The following is a 21,825-nucleotide window of genomic DNA, read 5'->3' as shown; positions in this document are numbered from 1 at the left end:
GCCAGCCTGCTGTCAGTAGGGAGTCAGTTTTTTTCGGCTTGCTGCCAGCTGGAAAGCGGTAGCGCCGTCATGCGGGCGCGTCGTCCAGCAGCGTGATTTCCACCCGCTCCTTGCCACGGCCCACGTTCTTGCGCTTCAGCGCGATGCGCCCCACCTCGCCGCTGTGGCGCAGATGGGTGCCGCCGCAGGGCACGCGGGCGATGCCGGGCAGCTCCCAGTAACGGCGCCCGCTGGCGGCGTCGGAAAAGGCGCTGGTAATGGCCAGCTTGGCCGCAATCAGCGCGTCGATGCGCGCTTGCAAGGCGGGCAGGTGCGGGGTGATGGCTTGAGGCAGCGCAAAGTCGATACGCGCCTTGTGTTCGGCGATGTGGGCGCCGATTTTTTCCACGTCCGGCAGCGTCTGATAAATCGTTTCCAGCACCAGTTCGGCGGCAAAGTGCAGCCGCATCAGCCGGTAGCGCCGCGGCCAGTCCAGCTGCAGCGTCACCGCCGCGCCGGGCTGCAAGCCGTGTTGCGGTGGCAGCGTGTAGACGATGTCCTGCCCCTCTTTGCGCGCCGCCAGCACCGGCCAGCCGGCTATGCTGCCGTGGTCGCTTTCCTGGCCGCCGCTTTCGGCGTACAGGATGGTGGCGGCCAGCGTGACCTCCGCACCGGCTACGCTGGTCACTGTGGTGTCCAGCGTGCACAGGTAGGGGTCGTCCCAGAATACCTTGCGGGTCATGCCTGGCCCCGCTCTGCGGCCAACCGTTGGTAAATGGCCGGCTCCACTTTTTCCATGATGCGTTCCGGCTTGCCCAGCGCGCCAAAGCCGAACTGCGCGTACAGGCCGTGCGCGTCGGCGGTGGCCAGCATGAAGCGGCGCAGGTTTTGCAGCCGCGGGTGTAGCTGGATGTAGCGCATCAGCGCTTTGCCGATGCCCTGGCTGCGCGCACTGTCGGTGACGAACACGTCGCCCAGATAGGCGAAGGTGGCGTAGTCGGTAATCACGCGGGCAAAGGCCAGCTGTTCGCCGTCGGCGTTGTAGCCGCCGATCACCAGCGAGCCCTGCAGCGACGCCTCGAAGATGTCGCGCGGCAGGCCGGCGGCCCAGTACGACTCGCGGCTGAGGTAGTGGTACACCTGCTCGCGGTCGAGCCGGGCGCAGTCGGTGCTGAACAGCACCACCGGTTGCGGCCCTTGCAGGCGTAGCCAGCGGTGGCCTTCGGCGTCGACGCCCTCGCCTGCCGGCTGCCAGCCATGGCGGCGGTAGAAGGCCAGCACCTGGGCGTTGGCGGCGTAGCACTTCAGCGTGGGGCGGCCGCTGTAGCGGGTTTCGCAGGCTTGCAGCAGCGCGCTGCCCACGCCGTGGCCCTGTTGCTCCGGGCGCACGTACAGGTGGTGGACGAAGTTTTCGCGCGGGTAGACGCCGGCAAAGCCGAGCACGCTGCCGTCGTCGGCCAGTGCTACCAGCAGGCTCTCGTCGGCGGTGTCGCGCTCGAAGTCGGCCAGCTGCATGCTGTGCGGCGGGCGCCAGTGGAAGGCGTGGCGCCGGGTGTCGAGGTAGCACTGCGCAACGGCGTCGCGCAGGTGCGGGGCGTAGGGCTGGATGATCATGCGGTCTCCGCTGGGCGTGGCCACCAGCACAACGAGGCTTCGCTGCTGGCGTGGACGAAACCCAGCTTACGATACAGATCGATGGCGTGGTAGTGGGCATCGGCCACGATCACCAGCCGCGGTACCCGCGCCAGCCCCCATTCCGCCAGCGCGCTGACCAGGCCGCTGGCCAAGCCCAGGCGCCGTGCCGCCGGCGCGGTGGCCACCATCTGGAAGCGCCCCAGCGATTGCCAGGCAAACAGGCCGGCGCTGGCCTGTAGCTGCCCGTCGGCAAACACGCCCCACACATGGCCGTGGCCGTTGTTGTCCAGTTGCTGGTAACGCTGCTGCAGGCCGCCCAGGAAGCGGCGATAGCCTGCCTCATCGTGGCCGGGGTCGCGGCTGGCGGCCAGTAGCGAAGTCCATTGCTGCCAGTCGTCGTCGCTGGCCAGCGGCCGCAGCGTGTAGCCGGCGGGTAGCCGGGTTGGCCGCAGGCTGTCGCGGGTAAGCAGCAGCGCGCAGGTTTCCATGTACTGGTAGCCGGCGTCCAGCCACGGCTGGTAACGCGCGGCGCAGTCTTCGTCTTCCATCGCCCACAGCAGCGTGCGGTGCTGTACGCCGGCGTGGCCGGCGAAAACAGCGTCGAAGCGGGCTTCCCACGCGTCGCGCTGTAGCGGGGCCTGGTCGGGCAGCAGCAGGTTGCCAAAGTAGAAGTCTGGCTGCGTCGGCGTGGCCAGCTGCCAGTAACCGGGGTGACGGCGCAGCTGTGCCGTCTGCCCTAGCAGTTTGCGCTCGCTCAGCACGCCCGGCAGGTCCAGCGACAGCGCCAGGATGTGGCGCTCGCCCTCCTGGCGGCTGGGCACAAAGCCCAGGCGGCGGGCCAGCCGCTGCGCCGGCAGGTTGGCCGCGTGGGTGTCGGCTTCCACGCGGTGCAGGCCCAGCGGGTTGAAGCCGGCGTACAGCAAGGCGGTACTGGCTTCCTGGGCGTAGCCTTGGCCCCAGTAGGCCTGGTCCAGCTCGATGCCGAACTGTGCCTCGCCGGGCAGGCTGCTGTGGCGCAGGCCGACCGAGCCGATCAGCGTGCCGCTGTCGGCCAGGGTGATGGCCAGCTGCCATGCCCGGCGCGGGGTGGCCTGCTGCTGGGCGATGAACTGCTGCAGCAAGCCCTGGCTGAAGCCGGGGCTGAGCTCGTGGGCGGCGTAGTGCCGGCCGAAGGCGCCGCCGCTGCGCAGACGGCAGTAGGCGTCGGCGTCGTCGGCGTGGAAGTCGCGCAGGCGCAGGCGGGGTGTGGCAAGTGGCAGGGTCAGCATCGGTGCGGGCCTTTCTCCAGCAACCAGCGTTGCTGTGACAGCTGGTGGTGTGCGGGCAGGACGGGGCGGGCGCGGGCGTGTAGCAGGCTGCTGGCGTGCTGGCACAGTGCCTGCCACAGGCGATGGTGGTGTTGCGGGGGGAGCTCGTCGGCGAGCACGTCGCGCGCGAGATGGCGCGACAGGGTAAAGAGCGATGCCATGATGGCGTTTCCTTGTAAAGAGCGTGGCCCGCTGCCGCAGCAGGATGGGCCGGTATGCATAAAGATCGAAATGCCGTCCGCGTGGCGGAGGACAGCGGCATTGTGGTGATGGCGCCGTACGGCGTCAATGGCCGAAGGGGCAGACCGTGGCCAGCCCGCGGTGCAAGTGAGGTTTTATCGCCACGGGCAGCGTGAAAGAACAAGGGCAAGCCGCATGGCTTGCCCTTGTGGTGTTGCGGCCAACGTCTGGCCCTAGGCGGCAGCGGCGCGCCGTGCTTTCAGGTAGCCCAGCAGGCCGTGGCCGGAGTACAGCGCCAGCGCCGCCCAGATCAGGCCGAAGCCGATGGCGCGGCTGCTGCCGAACGGCTCGTGGTACAGCCATACGCCCAGCAGTAGCTGGATGGTGGGGCCCAGGTACTGGATCAGCCCCACCGTGGCCAGCTTCAGGCGGCGCGCGCCGCTGGCAAACAGCAGCAGCGGGATGGCGGTGACCACGCCGGCGCCCATCAGCAGCGCGTCGGTGGCCAGGCCCAGCTGGCCGAAGGCGCCGTCGCCGCGCACGGCAAACCACAGCAGCGCGGCCAGCGCCAAGGGCAGCATCAGGAAGGTTTCCAGCGCCAGCCCTTCCAGCGACGGCAGCGGCGCTTTTTTGCGCAGCAGGCCGTACACGCCGAAGGTGGCCGCCAGGCTCAGCGCCACCCACGGCAGCGTGCCTACCGATAGTGTCAGCCACGCCACGCCCAGCGTGGCCAGGCCGATGGCGATGCCCTGGGTGCGTGTCAGCCGTTCGCCCAGAAACAGCCGCCCCAGTAGCACGTTCACCAGCGGGTTGATGAAGTAACCCAGGCTGGCTTCCACCACCCGGTTTTCGTTGACCGCCCAGATGTAGATCAGCCAGTTGAACGACAGCAGCAGCGACGACAGCGCAAACACGCGCAGGCGGGCGCCGTCGCGCAGGCTATCGCCCAGCCAGCGCCAGTTGCGTTGTACCAGTAACACGATGGCGACGAATACCGCCGACCACACAATGCGGTGACACAGGATTTGCAGCGCCGGCACCGCGTGCAGCGGCTTCCAGTACAGCGGGAACAGGCCCCAGATAAAGAACGCGCCGGTGGCGTACAGCACGCCTTTGCCGGTTTCGTTGGGTGTAGATGACATGGATACGTCTCTAAGGTTGGCCGCAGGCCGGCGGGTAGCCGGTGGCGGGAATGACTCAAGGCTGCACTGTAGCGGTGCGGCACTGGCGTGCTCAACCGTGGCGGCAGAACGCAGTGTTTCCACCTGCGGCACGCGTGAACAGCACCATGCCGTGCGGGTAGCGGCGGCGATTTTGCTGCACTGGCACATTTGCCGCACTCGCGTGCGCGCGAGGCGGAAAAAAACGACAAAGCTTTTGACGTTTACGTTTACGTCAACTAGTGTTCGCACAAAGCGGTGGCCACGCCATCAACACACTATAAAGAGACAGAGACATCGCCCGCTGCTTACCGCTGCCGGGCCACATCACCAGGACGGGACGGCTCACAAGGCTTCACCCGACCCGCTGCGACAAGCACACAGATGGAGGAGACACCATGTCGATTCGCCACGTCGAACTGGAAGACAAATACACGGCACCTACCGGGCAGGTATTGCTCAACGGTATCCAGGCGCTGGTACGCCTGCCGATGATGCAGCAGGCGCGCGACCGCGCCGCCGGGCTGAACACCGCCGGCTACGTTACCGGCTACCGCGGCTCGCCGCTGGGCAATGTGGACCAGACCATGCAGAAGGCCAGCAAGCACCTGGCCGCGCACAATGTGGTGTTCCACCCGGGCCTCAACGAGGACCTGGCCGCCACCGCGGTGTGGGGTACGCAGCAGGTGAACATGTTCGAGGGGGCCAAGTACGACGGCGTGTATTCGATGTGGTACGGCAAGGGCCCCGGCGTGGACCGCTCCGGTGACGTGATCAAGCACGGCAACGTGGCCGGCACCAGCAAGTTCGGCGGCGTGCTGCTGATCTGCGGCGACGACCACGCCGCCAAGTCGTCCACCTTCCCGCACCAGTCCGACCACATCCTGGCCGCCAGCATGATTCCGGTGCTCAGCCCGTCCGGCGTGCAAGAGGTGATCGACTACGGCCTGCACGCCTGGGCCATGAGCCGTTATTCCGGCTGCTGGGTGTCGATCAAGGCCATCTCCGACACCATCGAAAGCGCCGCCGTGGTGGACATCAGCCCCGAGCGCGTGCAAACGCTGATCCCCGAAGACTTCCCGCTGCCGCCGGACGGTTTGTCCATCCGCTGGCCGGACACCCCACTGGCGCAGGAAAAGCGCGTGCTGCACCACCGCCTGTACGCGGCGCTGGCCTACGCCCGCGTCAACAAGCTGAACCACGTGACGCTGGATTCACCCAAGGCGCGGCTGGGCATCATCACCTGTGGCAAGAGCTACCTGGACGTGATGCAGGCGCTGGACGACCTGGGCATCGACGAAAAACTGGCCGCCGACATTGGCCTGCGCATTTTCAAGGTGGGCATGGTGTGGCCGCTGGAGCCGGAAGGCGTGCGCCAGTTTGCCGAGGGCCTGGAAGAGATCATGGTGATCGAGGAAAAACGCCAGATCATCGAATACCAGCTGAAAGAACAGCTGTACAACTGGCGCGACGACGTGCGCCCGCGCGTGGTGGGCAAGTTTGCCGAAAAAGGCGAATGGGCGCTGCCGCACGGCGACTGGCTGCTGCCGGCTGCCGGCGAGCTGACCCCGGCCATGATCGCCCGCGCCATCGCCAAGCGCCTGGCCAACCTGTACGACAGCCCGGTGATCCACGATCGCCTGAAGTTTTACGACGACAAGGAAGCCCAGCTGGTAAAACCGCGCGAAGCCATCGCGCGCATTCCGCATTACTGCAGTGGCTGCCCGCACAACACCAGCACCAAGGTGCCGGAAGGCAGCCGCGCCGTGGCCGGCATCGGTTGCCACTACATGGCGCACTGGATCGAAGGCGACACCACCAAGACCTTTACCCAGATGGGCGGCGAAGGCATTACCTGGCTGGGCCAGGCGCCGTTTACCACCACCAAGCACGTGTTCACCAACCTGGGTGACGGCACCTACTTCCACTCCGGCCTGCTGGCCATCCGCGCTGCGGTGGCGGGCAAGGTCAACATCACCTACAAGATCCTGTACAACGACGCGGTGGCGATGACCGGTGGCCAGAACGTGGACGGCTACCTGGACGTGCCGATGATTACCCGCCAGGTGCACGCCGAAGGGGTTGGCCGCATCGTCATCACCAGCGACGACCCGGACAAGTACCGCACCGCGCACGGCCTGAAAGAAGGCCTGGCGCCGGGCGTGGAAGTGTTCCATCGCCGCGAGCTGGACCGCCTGCAAAAAGAACTGCGCGATACCGCCGGCGTCACCATCCTGATTCACGACCAGACCTGTGCCGCCGAGAAGCGCCGCCGCCGCAAACGCAAGGAATTCCCCGATCCGGACCGCCGCGCCTTCATCAACGAACGCGTGTGCGAAGGTTGTGGCGATTGCGGCAAGAAATCCGGCTGCCTGTCGGTACTGCCGGTGGAAACCGCGCTGGGCCGCAAGCGCAAGATTGACCAGAGCAGCTGCAACAAGGACTTCTCCTGCGTGGAAGGCTTCTGCCCCAGCTTTGTGTCGGTCGCCGGCGCCAAGGTGCGCAAGCCCGGCGGTGCCGCCGCCAGCCTGGCCAGCATGCCGGCGCTGCCGCAGCCGCAACTGCCGGGTGTGCACGAGCCGTTCGGCATCATGGTCACCGGCGTCGGCGGTACCGGCGTGGTGACCATCGGCCAGGTACTGGCCATGGCCGCGCACCTGGACAACAAGGGCGTGACGGTGCTGGACATGGCCGGCCTGGCGCAAAAAGGTGGCTCGGTGTGGTCGCACGTACGCATTGCCGACAGCCAGGAAAAACTGCACGCGGTGCGCATTGCCGCCGGTGACGCCAACCTGGTACTGGGCTGCGACCTGGTGGTGACCGCCGCCGAAGAAGCACTGGCCAAGATGCGCGAAGGCTTCAGCCACGTGGTGGTGAACAACTACGAATCGCCAACCAGCGCCTTCCTGAAAAACCCGGACGTACGCTTCCCGGCCAAGGCGATGAAAGACGCCATCGTCGAGTCGGTGGGCAGCCAGCACTTTGCCGAAGTGAACGCCACCCGCATCGCCACCGCGCTGATGGGCGACGCCATTGCGGCCAACATGTTCATGCTGGGTTACGCCTGGCAGCAAGGCCAGGTACCGGTATCGCTGGAAGCCATCATGAAGGCCATCGAGCTGAACGGCGCTGCCGTGCAGTTCAACCAGGACGCCTTCCAGTGGGGCCGCCACGCCGCGCACGACCCGGCGCGTATCGAGACCCTGGTCAGTCCGTCGGCCGTGGTGCAGTTCGTTCCGCGTGAAACGGTGGAAGGCGTGATGCACCACCGCAGCAAGGAGCTGGTGGCCTACCAGGACGACAAGCTGGCCGCCCGCTACAAGGCGCTGGTGGAGCAGGTGAAAGCTGCCGAAGAACGTGCCAAGCCGGGCAGCAGCGCGCTGACGCTGGCGGTAGCCCGTGCCTACTACCACGTGCTGGCCTACAAGGACGAATACGAAGTGGCGCGCCTGTACAGCGACGGCGAGTTCCAGCGGGCGCTGAAAGAGCAGTTCGACGGCGACCTCACCCTCACCTTCCACTTTGGCGCCAGCTGGATGACCGGCCATCAGCCGAAAAAGGTGAACCTGGGGTCGTGGGCGATGAAGGCGCTGGGGGTGATTGCCCGCTTCAAGGGCCTGCGCGGCAGCGCGCTGGACCCGTTCGGCTGGCAGGCCGACCGCCGCCTGGAGCGCGCGATGATCACCGAGTTCGAAAACCTGGTGGCCGAGCTGTGCGGCCGGCTGTCGGCGGCCAACCTGGCCACCGCCACCGAGATGGTGAAACTGTACGAAGGTATTCGCGGCTTCGGCCATGTCAAAGAGGCAGGCTATCAAGCCGCCCAAACACGGCTGGCCGCGTTGCGCAAAGGGTTCGATGCGCCGCCGTCCTCGCAAAAGGGCGCGGCCGCGTAACGGGCATTGTTTGAGGGTGTTTGACGGGCCGCAAGGCCCGTTTTTTTATGCGCTATGCAGATGTTGCATATTGCGTGGAGCACGGTCCAGCCCGCTGCCGTACAGCACCATGGCGCTCCACATTGGCAGCAACAACATCAGTAGAGCCGGTAGCCACAGCGGGGTGGTCGGCCAGCGCAGCAGCATGCCGCCGCACAGCAGGGTGGCCAGCGGTAATGCCACCAGCGCAGCCAGGGTGAGTTCACGGTTCAGCATGTGGGCAACAGTCGGTAAGCGAAGGCGCGACAGCATGCCCGCCCGTTGTGGCAAGGCGATGAAAGCGGGGTGACGGCGGCGTGACAGCCGCTACTGGCTGCATCGGGTAATAAGTGGTATTAAACAGGTTTGAATTATCCACAGGAAAACGCCATGCCTGCCGACATTCTGGTAAAGCTGTACGGTTTGCCACCCTGCCCCGCCGTGCCCGACGGCGTGGTGTTGCGCCACCCGCTACCGCACGAACGCAGCGCGTGGCGCATGTGGATAAGCCAGACGTTTTCTGAAGGCTGGGCCGACGAATTCGATACGGCTTTCCGGCAGCAACCGGCCTCGGCCTGGGTCATGCAGCGGGGTGCGGAACGGTTGGGTTTTGCCTGCTACGACGTGACGGCACGCGGCTTCTTCGGCCCCACGGGTGTCAAGCAAAGCGAGCAAGGTCAAGGCTTTGGACGCATATTGCTGCTGGCGTCGATGCACGCGCTACGCGAACTGGGTTATGGCTACGCCATCATCGGCAGTGCCGGGCCGGTGGACTTCTATTTGCGCACCTTGCCGGCCATGCTGATCCCCGACAGCCACCCCGGAATTTATCCACAACCTGTTGATAAGTAGTGGAAAGCTAGCAATGACAAGGGGAATAGCGGCCATGCCGGCGACCGGTATTCCCCTGCTGTGCTGTTTTGCGGCCAACGTTAAACCAGTAAAATACCAGTTAGTTCAGGACAGCTTGCGCGCAGGAAACAGGCTGAGGCGACGGGCGTCGTCGACGGCTTGTTCCATATCGCTGGTTTCTTGCTGCCATATCCATACCTTGTGCTGCGGGTCGTAGGTTTCCACCAGCCACAGCTTTTTGCCGCTGCCCAGTGCCACCAGGCGGGCGCGGGCGGGTTGCTGGTAGTTGAAGATGACGGCGTCGCTGGTGACGGGGGCTTGTGGCTTGGTAAACAGGCTACGCATGATGATGTCCGGTAGGAGGTATGGTGATGACTGTTGCAAATGCCATGCCAGCTTCAGCTTTGGTCTTTGGCTGTTAGCAGGCGGCGCGATAGCGGCTCGGCCAGCAGCAGCACCATCACCAGCCGGCACAGCTGAAAACCGATGATGGTGGGCACATCCAGCCCCATCGCCTTGGCGGTCAGGCACATTTCGGTAATGCCGCCGGGGGCTAGCGCCAGGATGGCCAGCGGCAGTGGCAGCCCTGCGAGCATGGCCAGCAGGCCGGCACCGGCCACGGCCAATAGCAGCAGGCTACCCAAGCTGGCCAGAAACGCTGCCACAAAGCGCGGTGCGGCCAACATCTGCTGGCGGTCGAAGCGTACGCCCAGCGCAATGCCGATCAGCAGCTGCGCCAGCTCTACCCAACCGACTGGCAGGCGGCCAGTGACGGTTTCGCTGCTGGCCAGTACCAGGCTGATCAGCAGCGGCCCGATGAACCACGGGTTGGGCACACGTCGCCACTGCAACAGCGCACCGAGCGCCAAGGCCGGCAGTAGCCACGGCAGTGCGCTGCTGCCCAGTGGTGCAAGCGTGGTGGCAAACGGTGCAGTGCTGTGCCCGAACAGGGCAAAGGCGCCGGGGTACAGCAGCACCACGATCAGCACGCGCAGGCTCTGGCCCAGCACGATCCATTCGCTTTTTGCGCCACGGCGGGCGCCGATGGCGGTCATTTCCGAAGCACCGCCCGGCAGCGCCACCAGCCAGGCGGTAAGCGGGTCCAGCCCCGGGCACAGCCGGCGCAGCATCTGCATGGCGAGCCAGGCCAGCAAGAAGGCAAATGTCACCGCCAGCGCAATCCATGGTGCCATCGCTACAGTACGCAGCAGCGCCTCGTGGCTAAAGGTGAGCCCCAGCGCCAGCCCGACGATGGCCTGGCCCAGTTCGCGGCTGTAAGGCACGCTCGCCAGCGGCAGCCCCAGCAGGCGGCCCGCCAGCATGGCCAGCAAGGGGCCCAGCAGCCAAGGCAGCGGCCCGCCGGCGGTGTGCCAAAAAAAAACACCAGCGAGACTGATGACGAGTCCGCTGGCGTGTGAGAAGTACAACATCGCTTGTACCGGGAGTACAGGGTGAGCGGCCGCTTCTGACGGTGGCCATCAGCAGGCGGTCAGGCTTGCAGCAGTTTCTGGCGGCGCTTCATCAGCGGCGGCACGAGCAGGATGGCGACGGTCACCAGCAGGATCACCAGCGAGATCGGGTGCGTCACGAACACGGTGAGGTCGCCCTGGTGGATGGACATGGCGCGGCGGAAGTGTTTCTCGGCCATCGGGCCCACGATCAGGCCGACGATCAGCGGCACCACCGGGAAGTCGTAGCGTCGCATCAGGAAGCCCAGCACGCCGATGATGTACAGCAACATCAGGTCGAACCAGCTTTGGCGCAGTGCGTAGGCGCCCATGGTGGCCAGTACCAGGATGCCGCCGTACAGCAGCGGGCGCGGCACTTTCAGGAACTGCACCCACAGGCCAACCAGCGGCAGGTTCAGTACCAGCAGCATCACGTTGCCGATGTACAGCGAGGCGATCAGGCCCCATACCAGCTCGGGGTTGGTGTCGAACAGCAGCGGGCCGGGCACGATGTTGTACTGCTGGAAGGCAGACAGCATGATGGCGGCGGTGGCCGACGTGGGGATACCCAGCGTTAGCAGCGGTACCAGCGTGCCGGTAACGGCGGCGTTGTTGGCCGCTTCCGGGCCGGCCACGCCTTCGATGGCACCCTTGCCGAACTCTTTCTGCACTTCCGGGCTGGCCAGCTTGCGTTCGGCCGAGTACGACAGGAAGGTGGGCATCTCGGTACCGCCGGCCGGCAGGGTGCCGAACGGGAAGCCGATGGCGGTACCGCGCAGCCACGGTTTCCACGAGCGCTTCCAGTCTTCCTTGCTCATCCAGAACTTGCCGCTGAGCGTTTCCAGGCCGGCTTTTACCTTGTTCTCGTAGGTGGCGGTGTACAGCGTTTCCCCCACGGCAAACAGGCCCATGGCGATGACCACGATGTCGATGCCGTCAATCAGCGGCATGACACCGAAGGTAAAGCGGCTTTGGCCAGATTGCGGTTCGATGCCGATCAGGCCAATGGCCAGGCCCAGTAAGAGCGAGATAAAGCCTTTCAGCGGCGAGTTGCCCAGTACGGCAGACACGGCGGCAAAAGTCATCATCATCAGCGAGAAAGTTTCCACCGGACCCAACTGCAGGGCGAAGCCGGCAATGATCGGGGCCAGCAGGGTTAGCAATACGGTAGCAATGGAGCCTGCCACGAAGGAGCCAATGGCGGCGGTAGACAGCGCCGGGCCGGCACGGCCAGCCTTGGCCATGCGGTTGCCTTCCAGTGCCGACACGATGGAGCCGGCTTCACCCGGGGTATTGAGCAGGATGGAGGTGGTAGAGCCACCGAACATGGCGCCATAGTACACACCGGCCAGCATGATCAAGGCGCCGGTCGGGTCAACGCTTTGGGTAACCGGCAATAGCAAGGCCACGGTAACGGCCGGGCCGACGCCAGGCAGTACGCCGATGGCGGTGCCCAAGGTGCAGCCCAGCAGCGCCCACAGCAGGTTGGCCGGGGTCAGCGCGGTGGCAAAGCCCAGAGAAAACAGGGCGTTCAACGATTCCATTTACAGTACTCCCCCGGTGATCAGCGCCGGCAGGTTCAGCCCTAGCCATTTAAAGAGATGGAACAGGCCCAAGGCCAACAGGAAGGACAGCACCAGGTCCAGCAGCGGGCGGCGCGTTTCCAACGCGCGGCAGACGCCGAAGCACAGCAGGGTTCCGGCCAGGGTGAAACCTATCAGGCCGATCAGTGCCATATGGGCAATCAGGCTGCCGCTGGCGATGGCAAACATGCGCCAGTCAGCTTCGCCACGGTTGGCGTCTTCTTCGGCTTCCAGTTGTTCCGCGTCGTTCTCGCCGTCACTCAGCACGGTGTCCGGCCCGTTACGGTGGCGACGCTGCATCAGCAACGCGCCACCGGCAACGATAAGACCGGTAATCACCAGTGACGGGAAGAAGCGCGGTCCGACGCCGGCATAGCCGGCGTCGTTCGAGATGTCCTGCAGTTGCGAGGCCATGAACAGGCCCAGCAGGATGATCCCGAAGGCGAGCCATTGCTCGCCAGATACGCGCTTGATCATGGCTTAGTTACCCAGCTTCAGTTTCTTCACGGTAGCGGCAGTACGCTTGATGTCTTCGTCCAGGAAGGCTTTGAAGCTGTCACCGCTTTGCAGCATGTCCAGCCACTCCATTTTTTCGGCTTTGGCTTTCCAGGTCGGCGACTTGGCGGCGGTTTCTACCATCTTGATCAGCTGGGCACGCTGGGCGGCGTTGATGCCCGGGGGGGCAAACACGCCGCGCCAGTTGTATACCACTACGTCAGTACCCTGTTCGCGGATGGTCGGTACCGGGATATCCGGGTTGCGGGTAGCGGCAGAGATGCCCAGCGCGCGTACCTTGCCGGCCTTGATCAGGTCGGCCAGTTCGCCGTAGCCGCTGATGTAGGCAGCGATCTGGTTACCCAGGATGGCAGCCTTGCCTTCACCACCACCGGCAAACGGGATGTAGTTCAGCTTGTCCGGGTCCACACCGGCACGTTCAGACATCAGGCTGGCCATGATGTGGTCAATACCACCGGCCGAACCGCCACCGATGCTGACAGCACCCGGGTTGGCCTTGTAGGCGGCCATCAGGTCCTTGATGGATTTGTACGGCGAGGAAGCCGGTACCACGATGACGTTGAATTCACCCATCAGGCGTGAAATCGGGGTCACCATGCCGAAGTTCACTGGCGATTTGTTGGTTTCCAGCGCGCCAACGGTCACGGCACCGGCTACCAGCAGCGCGTTGGGGTTGCCTTTTTCATTGTTGACGAACTGCGCCATGCCGATGGCACCACCGGCACCGGCTTTGTTCTCTACCACCACGTTTTTTACCTGGCCGGAAGCTTGCAGCGCTTCGCCCAGGGTGCGAGCGATGGTATCGAAGCCGCCGCCCGGGTTGGCCGGGGCCATGATCTTGAATTGTTCAACTTGCGCCTGGGCAGCGATCGGGGCCAAGGCTACCAGGCAGGAAACCAGCAGGGCTTTCAGTTTCATGAGTCTCTCCAGTGTTGTGGTACAGCAGTGTTGTGGTACTACGCGTAATACGTCCTCGGACGGGACGATGTTTCATTCTTGCGGCCACGCTTCAGTGCGTTGGCCGGTTGCTGGCAGGCAGTTGTTCACGCCAGCGTTTCAAAAACAGGCTCTTCTTGGCCGTATCCAGGTACACCAGCAGGCCGCTGCCTACCTGGATGGGCCGCAAGTTGGCCGCATTGCGTTTCAGGTCGATCTGGCCCAGCTGGCGCGGCAGGTCTTCGCGTATCGGCGGCAGACCGCTGCTTTGCGCCAGCACTTGCTGCCCGTCGCGCGACAGCACGAAATCGGTCCACAAGCGGGCCGCTGCGGTGTGGCGTGCGGCCTTGTGGATCAGCATCAAGCGCGTTACCACCAGCGCGTAGTCCTGCGGCAGCACCCAGCCCACTTGCGGCTGGTGGCGGGCAAAACTCACCGCGTACGGCCCCAGCACGTTGTAAGCGATATCGGCCTCGCCCTGCTGCAGCCGGCGCAATAGCGTCAGGCTGTTGCCTTCCTGGAAGCGCACGCTGCTGCCCAGCGCGGCGGCCAGATCCCAGAACTCGGCGTTGTGGCGCGAGTCCTGGCTGAAAAACAAATAGCCGGCACCGGAGGCTTCCACGTCGTAGGTGGCTACCCGCCAGTGGCTGGCTTGTGCCCGCAGCATGCGGCGCAGCTCGGTATGCGTTTGCGGCATCGTTGCAGGCGGTATCCGCTGGCGGTGGTAGGCAAACACCACCGGCTCGTAGGTGGTGCCGTATACCTCGTCGCGCCACGACGCCCAGTCCGGCAGCGCATCTTTTTGCGCACTGCGGTAGCGCAGCGCGTAGCCGTCGTTCACCAGTTTTACCTGCAGGTCCATCGCCGAACTCCACAGCACGTCACCGCTGTCGGCATTGCCCAGTAGCGCCCGGCGATAGATGTCGGCACTGTTCAGCTCGCGGTACTGCACGCGGATGAACGGATAACGCGCCTGGAACGCTGCCAACAGTGGTGCCACCTGTTCGCGGTCGATGGTGGAGTGCACCAGCAAGGTGCCTTCACGCCGTGCCGCTTCGCTCAGGCCGCTCTGCATGCCGTTGCCGGCGGCCAACAGCGGGCTGAAAGCCAGGCACAGCAAGGTCAGGCACACACGGGACATATACGACTCCTTAGGCTTGCACCCAGTCTAGACAGCGCTAGCTTTCATTTCCCTTTCACTGTCTGACAATGGTGCAAGAATGCTGCAGCCTGCGCCTTAAGGGTGCTTGGCACGGCGGCAGCGGGTGATAGGATGAAAAGACAATACAGCGATAAACGCCCGGCGCCGCCCGACGGCACCGGCAACACAGAGACTGCAATGAGACTGCTGTTAGTAGAAGACAACCACGATATTGCCACCTGGCTGCAGAAGGCGCTCAGCGCCGCCGGCCACGCGGTGGATATTGCCCCCGACGGCGTGCAGGCCGACCAGTTGCTGTCGTACGAGCCGTACGCGCTGGTGATCCTGGATATCGGCCTGCCGCGCATGGATGGTTTCGAGGTACTGAAGCGTCTGCGTCGGCGCGGCAACCGCGTACCGGTGCTGGTGCTGACCGCGCAAACCGGCATCGACGCCCGCGTGCACGGCCTGGACCTGGGCGCCGACGACTACCTGGGCAAGCCGTTCGAGCTGGCCGAGCTGGAAGCGCGCGTGCGCGCCCTGCTGCGCCGGGCGCAAGGCAGCGAGGGCGGCGTGCTGCAGTGTGGCGAGCTGGTGCTCGAGCCGGCACACAAGCGCTTTGCCGTCTGCGGCCAACCTTTGGCGCTGACGCCGCGCGAAATGGCGGTGCTGGAGGTGCTGATCTACCGCCAGGGCAAGCCGGTCAGCAAGGATGTGCTGGCCGACCAGATCGTGCGCCTGGACCAGGACCTTAGCCCCGACGCGATGGAAATCTACGTGCACCGCCTGCGCAAGAAACTGGCCGGTAGCGGCGTGGCCATCCTTACCCTGCGCGGGTTGGGCTATATGCTGGACGTGGCCAGATGAACCTGTCGTTGCGGCGCCAGCTGGTGCAATGGGTGGTACTGCCGCTGATTCCGCTGGCGGCGGCCACGGCGTGGCTGGCGCAGGACAACGCGCGCGAAGCGGCCAATGCCGCCTTCGACCGCACCTTACAGGCGTCGGCGCGCAGCATTGCCGAGCGCATCGTGGTGCAGGACGGCGAGCTGGTGGTGGACATCCCGGTGGCGGCGCTGGAAATGTTCGACCCGCACTTCCAGGACCGCGTGTTCTACCGCATCGGTTTTGCCGGCGGCTCCACCATCACCGGCGACGCCGACCTGCCGCTACCTCCGGCCCTGCCCGCTGCCGGCGAGCTGCGCTTTTACGACGCCAGCTTCCGCGACGAAGCCATCCGCAGCGTGGCGCTGGCGGTGCCGCTGTACTACGCCGGCAGCCAGCGCCTGTTGCTGGTGCAGGTGGGCGAGACCACGCTGTCGCGTGCGTCGCTGGCGCGGCGGCTGTTTACCGAATCGCTGGCGCAGCAGTGGCTGATCGGTGCGGTGGCGGCCATGCTGGTGGCCATCGGCATCAACCGTGCGCTGCGGCCGCTGGGCCGGCTGCGCAGCACGCTGAAAGCCCGCGCCGGCGACCCGTCGCTGCAACTGGACGTGAACAGCGTGCAGCGGGAACTGCAACCGCTGGTGATGGCGCTGAACAATGCCTTGTCGGAGCTGGAAAACCAGCTCGCCATCCGCCAGCGCTTCATTGCCGACGCCGCCCACCAGCTGCGCACGCCGCTGACGCTGCTGAAAACCCAGGCCGAATACACGCAACGGCTGCATGACCCGGCCGAGCAGAAGGCCGGCCTGGCCGCGCTGGTGCACTCCAGCGACCAGACCATCCGCCTGGCCAACCAGCTGCTGGCGCTGTCGCGCGCCGAGCCGGGGCCGGCCAGCCAGGATACCCGCCAGCTGGATATCGCCGAGCTGGCGCGCGAGGTGACCATGGATTTCGTCATGCTGGCGCTGGGCAAGGCGCTGGACCTGGGGTACGAAGGCGACGACAGCGTGATGCTGTGCGGCCAACCGTTGATGTTGCGCGAGATGTTGTCCAACCTGATCGACAACGCGGTGCGCTACACGCCGCCGGGGGGCGAGATCACGGTCTCGGCCTGGCAGCGTGGCCACGAGGTGGAGCTGGTCATCAGCGACAGCGGCCCCGGCATTCCGCCGGAGGAACAGTCGCTGGTGTTCGAACGCTTTTACCGTGGCCAGCAGGCCGGCGGCGACGGTTGCGGCCTGGGGCTGGCCATCGTGCGCGAGATCGTGCGCGGCCACGACGGCCAGATCCGGCTGGAGTCCGGCAGCGTTGGCGGCCTGCGTATCGTCATCACCCTGCCACTGCAGCGCAGCGGCCAGGCGGATGACGGGTTACACTCCGCTTTTGCCTGACGTGATGCTGCCATGTACCGCCCTGCCCGACTCTGTGCCTCGCTGTTGTTGACGGCGCCCTGTTACGCCGCCGGCCAGACCGAGCCCGTGCTGGCGTCCGGCGTGCTCAGCGGTGGCCTGGCCGTGTTGGCCGCCGCGCTGGCGTGGCGGGCATGGCAACGCCAGCGCCACCACCAGCGCCTGCTGCAACAGCACCGCCGCATGCAGGTGCAGCAGGAAACCCTGCTGCAAAGCCTGGGCGAAGGGGTATGGGGCACCGATAACGCTGGCCACTGCATTTTCGTCAACGACGCCGCGCTGGCGATGCTGGGTTATGCGCGCCACGAGCTGGAACACAGCGATGCCCACGCGCTGGTGCACCACCATCACCCCGACGGCCGCCCCTACCCCGAGTACGACTGCCCCATCGTACAAACCCGGCGCGATGGCCAGCCCCGCGCCGGCGAGGATTACCTGATCTGCAAGGACGGCAGCTTCCTGCCGGTGTGGCTGACGGCAACGCCGCTGCGCGAGGAAGGCCGCCAGGTGGGCGTGGTGACCACCTTCCGCAGCATCCGCACCCAGAAAGCCGCCGGCGAGCAGATCCGCCGCCTTAACCAGGCCTATGCCGCGCTGTCGTTTACCAACCAGACCATCGTGCGCGAGCAAGACCCGCAGCGGCTGTTCGAGCGCATTTGCGAGATTGCCGTGCTGCACGGCGGCCAGCGCATGGCGTGGATCGGCCAGCACGACACCGCGCAGCAGTACCTGCGCCCGCTGGCGGTGTACGGTAGCGGTGCCGACTACCTGGACGAGATCACGGTATGGACGCGGCCGGACAAGACCGAAAGCCACGGCGCCGCCTCGCGCGCAGTGCTGGAGCAGCAGCCGGTGGTGATCCCCAGTTTTCGCGCGCTGGCGCGCCAACTGCTGGCTGGCCAGCCGCAGCTGGTCGAGCAATGGGTACAGCGCATCGAACGCTACGGCTGGGGTGCCACCGCGGCGTTTCCGATCCGCCATGCCGGCGAGCATCAGCTGGTACTGGCCGTGTATTACGGTGCCGACTTCGAGTTCGACGAGCAGCTGGTGAACTTGTTCAGCGAAATGGCCAGCGACATCGGCTACGCGCTGGACCGCATCGCCATGCAGCAGGAACAGGTCTACAGCCGGCGCCTGGAAAGCACGCGTGCCTACCTGCTGGAATGCATGAACAGCGACCCGCCGCTGCCGACAGGCCTGCAGCGCATTGCCGACTATCTGCAACCGCTGCTGCGCCGGCGTATCGCCTTCCGCCTGCCCGACGGCGCGCCGCCGCCGTTTGACGGCCTGTGCCTGCCGGTGCGCGGCCTGGACGGCCACCTGCTGGCCGAACTGCACGCCGAGGGCCGCAGCGATGACAGCCTGGACCCGCACGACGAACACCTGCTGCACAGCGTGCTGCACCTGGTGGCGCTGGCCATCGAGCGCAAGCAGGCGGTGTCGCGGCTGCAGTTGGCCGCCACCGTGTTCAGCCACTCCAGCGAAGGCATCATGCTCACCACGCCGCAGGGCCTGATCGTGGACGTGAACCCGGCGTTCAGCCGCATCACCGGCTACCCGCGCGAGGTGGTGCTGGGGCAGAACCCGCGGCTGTTGTCGTCCGGGCGCCAGGACGACGGCTTTTACCAGCAGATGTGGCAAACCCTGCGCGAGCACGGCGTGTGGCAGGGCGAGATCTGGAACCGCCGCCGCGACGGCCAGACCTATCCCGAGCTGCTGACCATCTCGGCCGTTTACGACCAGGCCGGCGCCGTCAGCCATTACCTGGGCGTGTTTTCCGATATTTCGGTACTCAAGCAACAGGAAGCCCGCCTGCAGCGCCTGGCCTACCACGACGCGCTGACCGAGCTGCCTAACCGCGTGCTGCTGGCCGACCGCATGCAGCAGGCGATGGCGCAGGCACGGCGCAGCGAACGGCTGTTGGGCGTGTGCTACCTCGACCTGGACGGTTTCAAGCCGGTGAACGACCAGTATGGCCACCAGATGGGCGACCGCGTGCTGGTGGCGTTGGCCGCCCGCTTGCGCCAGCTGGTGCACGGTGGCGACACCGTGGCGCGGCTAGGGGGTGACGAGTTCGTGGTGCTGTTCACCGAGCTGCACAGCCCCGAGCAATGCGCCCGCGCCTTGCAGGCCTTGCTGCACGAAATCGCCCTGCCGCTGGCGCTGGACGGCATGACGCTGCAGCTTACCGCCAGCATCGGCGCCACCCTCTACCCTTACGACGAGGGCGACGCCGACACCCTGCTGCGTCACGCCGACCAGGCCATGTACCAGGCCAAGCAACGCGGGCGCAATTGTTACCAGCTGTTCGACAGCGAGCAGGCGCGCCAGCAGCGCGACCTCAGCGAGCAGCAGGCGCGGGTGCGCGACGCGCTGGATAGCGGCGAGTTGTGCCTGTATTACCAGCCCAAGGTGGACATGCAGGATGGCCGTGTGGTGGGCGCCGAGGCGCTGCTGCGCTGGCAGCACCCGCAGCTGGGCCTGCTGTCGCCGGCGGCGTTTCTGCCGCTGATCGCCGACAGCCCGCTGATCGTGGCCGTGGGGCAATGGGTGATCGACACCGCCCTGGCGCAGCTGGACCTGTGGCGGCGCCAGGGGCTGGTGCTGACCGTCAGCGTCAACGTGGCCGCCAGCCAGCTGCAGCAGCCCGACTTTGCCGCCCAGCTGGCGCAAAGCCTGGCGCGCTACCCGGCGCTGCCGCCGGCGCAGCTGGCGCTGGAGATTCTGGAAAGCGCGGCGCTGCGCGACATTGGCCAGGTGTCTGCCGTGATGCAGGCCTGCGCGGCGCTCGGCGTCAGCTTTGCGCTGGACGACTTCGGTACCGGCTATTCGTCGCTGACCTACTGCAAGCGCCTGCCGGCTTCCTTGCTGAAAATCGACCAGTCCTTCGTGCGCGACATGCTGGACAACAGCGAAGACCGCGCGCTGGTAGAAGGCGTGATCAGCCTGGCGCGTGCCTTCGGCCGCGAGGTGATTGCCGAAGGCGTGGAAACCATCGCCCATGCCCACGCCTTGCGCGCCATGGGCTGCCGCCTGGGCCAGGGCTACGGCATGGCGCGGCCGATGCCGGCAGCCGCCCTGCCCGGCTGGGTGCAGGCGTGGCCGGCGTCGGCCGAGTGCCAGGCGCTGTTGCAGGGCTGAGCGGGCCTATTAGGTTGGCCGCAAAACAAAACGCCACTGCCGGCCGGCAGTGGCGTTCGTTTTATTGTGGCCGCTGCCGCATCGTGGCGACAGCAGTTTGGTCTATTTCCCTCTGTACGACTTAGCGCACGGCCACCACGATATCCTTGCTGAACACCTTTTCGCAATACTTGCACTTCATTTTGGTGTCGTGCTCGGTCACGCGCACGCTGAAATGGCTCTTCACCGGCTCCACGTGCGACACGCAGTTGGAGTTGGGGCAGGCAAACAGGTCGGTCACTTCGGCCGGAATCGCCAGCTTCTGCTTGCGCACCACCTCGAAGTCCTCGATCACGCTGACGGTGCACTTGGGCGCCAGCAGCGCCAGCTCGTTGGCCTGCTCTTCGGTCAGCACCAGGTTTTCCACCTTGATCAGGTCCTTGCTGCCCATGTGGCCGCTGGACAGGTTGAGGCCCACGGTGACGCGCTCGCCGTAGCGGGTGAGCTCGAACAGGTCGAGGATGCGCAGGCCCATGCCGGCCGGGATGTGGTCGATGACGGTGCCGTTCTTCAGGGCTTCGACATTGCGGGCGTAGACTTTTTCGCTCATGGTTTTTCCTTTCACACCGTTTCGTTCAATACCAGCGACAGCAGCGCCTGGCGGGCGTAGACACCGTTTTTCGCCTGCTCGAAGTAGTAGGCGTGCGGGGTGGCGTCCACGTCGGTGGTGATCTCGTCCACGCGGGGCAGCGGGTGCAGAATCTTCATGTTGGGGCGGGCGTGGCGCAGCATGTCGGCGCGTAGCACAAACTGGCCCTTGATCTTCTGGTACTCTGCCTCGTCGAAGCGCTCGCGCTGTACGCGGGTCATGTACAGGATGTCGATATGCGGGATCACTTCTTCGATGCTGCCGGCGATGGTGTAGCTGATACCGCGTTCGTCCAGCTCTTCGCACAGGTAGTCCGGCATGGCCAGCGCTTCGGGGCCGACAAAGTAGAACTTGGCGCCGAACAGCGACAGCGCCTGCGCCAGCGAGTGCACGGTACGGCCGTACTTCAGGTCGCCGACAAAGGCCACGGTCAGGTTGTCCAGCCGGCCTTGGGTTTCGTGCAGGGTGAACAGGTCGAGCAGGGTTTGCGACGGGTGCTGGTTGGCACCGTCACCGCCGTTGATGATGGGCACGGCGGAGAATTCGCTGGCCACGCGGGCGGCGCCTTCCTTCGGGTGGCGCATCACGATGGCGTCGGTATAGCTGCTGATGATGCGCACGGTATCGGCCAGCGTTTCACCCTTCTTGGTGGAGGTGCTGGCGGCGTCGGAGAAGCCGATCACGGTGCCGCCCAGGCGCTGTACGGCGGTTTCGAACGACAGGCGGGTGCGGGTGGACGGTTCGAAGAAGCAGGTAGCAATCAGGCGATCCTGCAGCAGATCGGCACGCGGGTTGGCTTTCAGGCGTGCGGCGGTTTCCACCACCAGTTCCAGTTCGGCCCGGCTGAAGTCCGGGATGGAGAGGATGTGCTTGCGGTAAAGCGGGTTGGACATGGCGGGTCGCTCCGGCAGATGACAAAAACAGGCTGAAAAAAAAGCCCCTGAGCGATCAGGAGCTTTTTTTGCAAAAACGGTCGGGCCCGGCAGCACGTCGTTCGCGGCCGGAAACGGCATTGCCTTGCGCCTGGGCGGCAAGGAAAGCGGTACGGTAGCGGGAACGGGACATGGTGCGGCTCGCGAACAAAATCGCGGGATTATACGAAATCCGCTGCGGTGTG

Annotated in this window: 19 protein-coding genes; 5 read left to right on the top strand and 14 right to left on the bottom strand. The window is 65.5% G+C overall.

Features of this window, described 5'->3' with window-relative positions; genetic code table 11:
* Positions 1-67 precede the first annotated feature (67 nt).
* The 5 genes from ACK4FZ_RS10920 to rarD all read right to left on the bottom strand — a co-directional run bounded on the left by ACK4FZ_RS10920 (position 68) and on the right by rarD (position 4,243).
* The gene (locus ACK4FZ_RS10920; RefSeq protein ID WP_409820771.1) at positions 68-721 is read right to left on the bottom strand and encodes an alanyl-tRNA editing protein; all 654 of its coding nucleotides are present in this window, start codon (positions 719-721) and stop codon (positions 68-70) included.
* A complete protein-coding gene (locus ACK4FZ_RS10915; RefSeq protein ID WP_409820769.1) occupies positions 718-1,593 on the bottom strand; it encodes a GNAT family N-acetyltransferase in 876 nt (291 codons plus the stop codon). Before ACK4FZ_RS10915 ends, ACK4FZ_RS10920 begins: the two co-directional genes overlap by 4 nt.
* Complete coding sequence (locus ACK4FZ_RS10910) at positions 1,590-2,882, bottom strand: GNAT family N-acetyltransferase (protein ID WP_409820767.1); 1,293 nt, start codon at positions 2,880-2,882, stop codon at positions 1,590-1,592. The genes ACK4FZ_RS10915 and ACK4FZ_RS10910 overlap by 4 nt, the downstream gene beginning before the upstream one ends.
* Positions 2,876-3,082, bottom strand: coding sequence for a hypothetical protein (locus ACK4FZ_RS10905; protein ID WP_144370574.1), 207 nt, complete (start codon positions 3,080-3,082; stop codon positions 2,876-2,878). The genes ACK4FZ_RS10910 and ACK4FZ_RS10905 overlap by 7 nt, the downstream gene beginning before the upstream one ends.
* A gap of 252 nt (positions 3,083-3,334) precedes the next feature.
* Positions 3,335-4,243 carry an EamA family transporter RarD gene (rarD, locus tag ACK4FZ_RS10900; RefSeq protein ID WP_409820763.1) on the bottom strand — a complete coding sequence of 303 codons (909 nt, stop codon included), beginning with the start codon at positions 4,241-4,243 and terminating at the stop codon, positions 3,335-3,337.
* Between the two features lie 416 nt (positions 4,244-4,659).
* Here rarD and ACK4FZ_RS10895 point away from each other — a divergent pair, with 416 nt between their 5' ends.
* On the top strand, positions 4,660-8,154 hold the full coding sequence (locus ACK4FZ_RS10895) for an indolepyruvate ferredoxin oxidoreductase family protein (protein WP_409820761.1): 3,495 nt from the start codon (positions 4,660-4,662) through the stop codon (positions 8,152-8,154).
* 45 nt (positions 8,155-8,199) lie between these two features.
* Here ACK4FZ_RS10895 and ACK4FZ_RS10890 read toward each other — a convergent pair whose 3' ends face one another.
* Positions 8,200-8,409 carry a hypothetical protein gene (locus tag ACK4FZ_RS10890; RefSeq protein WP_409820759.1) on the bottom strand — a complete coding sequence of 70 codons (210 nt, stop codon included), beginning with the start codon at positions 8,407-8,409 and terminating at the stop codon, positions 8,200-8,202.
* Between the two features lie 153 nt (positions 8,410-8,562).
* Between ACK4FZ_RS10890 and ACK4FZ_RS10885 the strand changes: the two genes are divergently transcribed.
* Positions 8,563-9,024, top strand: a complete 462-nt coding sequence (locus ACK4FZ_RS10885) for a GNAT family N-acetyltransferase (protein WP_144370578.1) — start codon at positions 8,563-8,565, stop codon at positions 9,022-9,024.
* 105 nt (positions 9,025-9,129) lie between these two features.
* On the opposite strand, the gene ACK4FZ_RS10880 is transcribed toward ACK4FZ_RS10885, so the two are convergent.
* From ACK4FZ_RS10880 to ACK4FZ_RS10855, 6 genes are all read right to left on the bottom strand, one after another.
* On the bottom strand, positions 9,130-9,369 hold the full coding sequence (locus tag ACK4FZ_RS10880) for a hypothetical protein (RefSeq protein WP_409820757.1): 240 nt from the start codon (positions 9,367-9,369) through the stop codon (positions 9,130-9,132).
* 53 nt (positions 9,370-9,422) lie between these two features.
* A complete protein-coding gene (locus ACK4FZ_RS10875; protein WP_409820754.1) occupies positions 9,423-10,454 on the bottom strand; it encodes an AbrB family transcriptional regulator in 1,032 nt (343 codons plus the stop codon).
* 59 nt (positions 10,455-10,513) lie between these two features.
* Positions 10,514-12,016, bottom strand: coding sequence for a tripartite tricarboxylate transporter permease (locus ACK4FZ_RS10870; protein WP_409820752.1), 1,503 nt, complete (start codon positions 12,014-12,016; stop codon positions 10,514-10,516).
* Entirely contained in the window at positions 12,017-12,532 is a 516-nt protein-coding gene (locus ACK4FZ_RS10865; RefSeq protein WP_409820749.1) for a tripartite tricarboxylate transporter TctB family protein, read from the bottom strand.
* 3 nt (positions 12,533-12,535) lie between these two features.
* A complete protein-coding gene (locus ACK4FZ_RS10860; RefSeq protein WP_409820747.1) occupies positions 12,536-13,489 on the bottom strand; it encodes a Bug family tripartite tricarboxylate transporter substrate binding protein in 954 nt (317 codons plus the stop codon).
* Between the two features lie 91 nt (positions 13,490-13,580).
* The gene (locus tag ACK4FZ_RS10855) at positions 13,581-14,648 is read right to left on the bottom strand and encodes an ABC transporter substrate-binding protein (protein ID WP_409820745.1); all 1,068 of its coding nucleotides are present in this window, start codon (positions 14,646-14,648) and stop codon (positions 13,581-13,583) included.
* 198 nt (positions 14,649-14,846) lie between these two features.
* On the opposite strand from ACK4FZ_RS10855, the gene ACK4FZ_RS10850 reads away from it, so the two are divergent.
* From ACK4FZ_RS10850 to ACK4FZ_RS10840, 3 genes are read left to right on the top strand one after another with little or no spacing between them, the layout of a single operon-like run.
* Positions 14,847-15,515: a response regulator gene (locus ACK4FZ_RS10850; protein WP_409820742.1), complete on the top strand. Its 669-nt coding sequence runs from the start codon at positions 14,847-14,849 to the stop codon at positions 15,513-15,515.
* Complete coding sequence (locus ACK4FZ_RS10845; RefSeq protein ID WP_409820740.1) at positions 15,512-16,921, top strand: sensor histidine kinase; 1,410 nt, start codon at positions 15,512-15,514, stop codon at positions 16,919-16,921. The genes ACK4FZ_RS10850 and ACK4FZ_RS10845 overlap by 4 nt, the downstream gene beginning before the upstream one ends.
* 12 nt (positions 16,922-16,933) lie before the next feature.
* On the top strand, positions 16,934-20,080 hold the full coding sequence (locus tag ACK4FZ_RS10840; protein WP_409820738.1) for an EAL domain-containing protein: 3,147 nt from the start codon (positions 16,934-16,936) through the stop codon (positions 20,078-20,080).
* Between the two features lie 121 nt (positions 20,081-20,201).
* On the opposite strand, the gene pyrI is transcribed toward ACK4FZ_RS10840, so the two are convergent.
* The gene (pyrI, locus tag ACK4FZ_RS10835; protein WP_144370588.1) at positions 20,202-20,669 is read right to left on the bottom strand and encodes an aspartate carbamoyltransferase regulatory subunit; all 468 of its coding nucleotides are present in this window, start codon (positions 20,667-20,669) and stop codon (positions 20,202-20,204) included.
* 11 nt (positions 20,670-20,680) lie between these two features.
* Positions 20,681-21,601: an aspartate carbamoyltransferase gene (pyrB, locus tag ACK4FZ_RS10830; protein ID WP_409820737.1), complete on the bottom strand. Its 921-nt coding sequence runs from the start codon at positions 21,599-21,601 to the stop codon at positions 20,681-20,683.
* Between the last annotated feature and the right edge of the window lie 224 nt (positions 21,602-21,825).

Source organism: Vogesella sp. (assembly GCF_046297735.1).
Taxonomy (GTDB): domain Bacteria; phylum Pseudomonadota; class Gammaproteobacteria; order Burkholderiales; family Chromobacteriaceae; genus Vogesella; species Vogesella urethralis.
This window is presented reverse-complemented; position numbering and strand designations above follow the sequence as displayed.

What these genes read in the sequence shown, in the direction of transcription:
- ACK4FZ_RS10920 (WP_409820771.1), bottom strand. Translation starts at nt 721, where the DNA reads ATGACCCGCAAGGTATTCTGGGACGACCCCTACCTGTGCACGCTGGAC.
- ACK4FZ_RS10915 (WP_409820769.1), bottom strand. Translation starts at nt 1,593, where the DNA reads ATGATCATCCAGCCCTACGCCCCGCACCTGCGCGACGCCGTTGCGCAG.
- ACK4FZ_RS10910 (WP_409820767.1), bottom strand. Translation starts at nt 2,882, where the DNA reads ATGCTGACCCTGCCACTTGCCACACCCCGCCTGCGCCTGCGCGACTTC.
- ACK4FZ_RS10905 (WP_144370574.1), bottom strand. Translation starts at nt 3,082, where the DNA reads ATGGCATCGCTCTTTACCCTGTCGCGCCATCTCGCGCGCGACGTGCTC.
- rarD (WP_409820763.1), bottom strand. Translation starts at nt 4,243, where the DNA reads ATGTCATCTACACCCAACGAAACCGGCAAAGGCGTGCTGTACGCCACC.
- ACK4FZ_RS10895 (WP_409820761.1), top strand. Translation starts at nt 4,660, where the DNA reads ATGTCGATTCGCCACGTCGAACTGGAAGACAAATACACGGCACCTACC.
- ACK4FZ_RS10890 (WP_409820759.1), bottom strand. Translation starts at nt 8,409, where the DNA reads ATGCTGAACCGTGAACTCACCCTGGCTGCGCTGGTGGCATTACCGCTG.
- ACK4FZ_RS10885 (WP_144370578.1), top strand. Translation starts at nt 8,563, where the DNA reads ATGCCTGCCGACATTCTGGTAAAGCTGTACGGTTTGCCACCCTGCCCC.
- ACK4FZ_RS10880 (WP_409820757.1), bottom strand. Translation starts at nt 9,369, where the DNA reads ATGCGTAGCCTGTTTACCAAGCCACAAGCCCCCGTCACCAGCGACGCC.
- ACK4FZ_RS10875 (WP_409820754.1), bottom strand. Translation starts at nt 10,454, where the DNA reads ATGTTGTACTTCTCACACGCCAGCGGACTCGTCATCAGTCTCGCTGGT.
- ACK4FZ_RS10870 (WP_409820752.1), bottom strand. Translation starts at nt 12,016, where the DNA reads ATGGAATCGTTGAACGCCCTGTTTTCTCTGGGCTTTGCCACCGCGCTG.
- ACK4FZ_RS10865 (WP_409820749.1), bottom strand. Translation starts at nt 12,532, where the DNA reads ATGATCAAGCGCGTATCTGGCGAGCAATGGCTCGCCTTCGGGATCATC.
- ACK4FZ_RS10860 (WP_409820747.1), bottom strand. Translation starts at nt 13,489, where the DNA reads ATGAAACTGAAAGCCCTGCTGGTTTCCTGCCTGGTAGCCTTGGCCCCG.
- ACK4FZ_RS10855 (WP_409820745.1), bottom strand. Translation starts at nt 14,648, where the DNA reads ATGTCCCGTGTGTGCCTGACCTTGCTGTGCCTGGCTTTCAGCCCGCTG.
- ACK4FZ_RS10850 (WP_409820742.1), top strand. Translation starts at nt 14,847, where the DNA reads ATGAGACTGCTGTTAGTAGAAGACAACCACGATATTGCCACCTGGCTG.
- ACK4FZ_RS10845 (WP_409820740.1), top strand. Translation starts at nt 15,512, where the DNA reads ATGAACCTGTCGTTGCGGCGCCAGCTGGTGCAATGGGTGGTACTGCCG.
- ACK4FZ_RS10840 (WP_409820738.1), top strand. Translation starts at nt 16,934, where the DNA reads ATGTACCGCCCTGCCCGACTCTGTGCCTCGCTGTTGTTGACGGCGCCC.
- pyrI (WP_144370588.1), bottom strand. Translation starts at nt 20,669, where the DNA reads ATGAGCGAAAAAGTCTACGCCCGCAATGTCGAAGCCCTGAAGAACGGC.
- pyrB (WP_409820737.1), bottom strand. Translation starts at nt 21,601, where the DNA reads ATGTCCAACCCGCTTTACCGCAAGCACATCCTCTCCATCCCGGACTTC.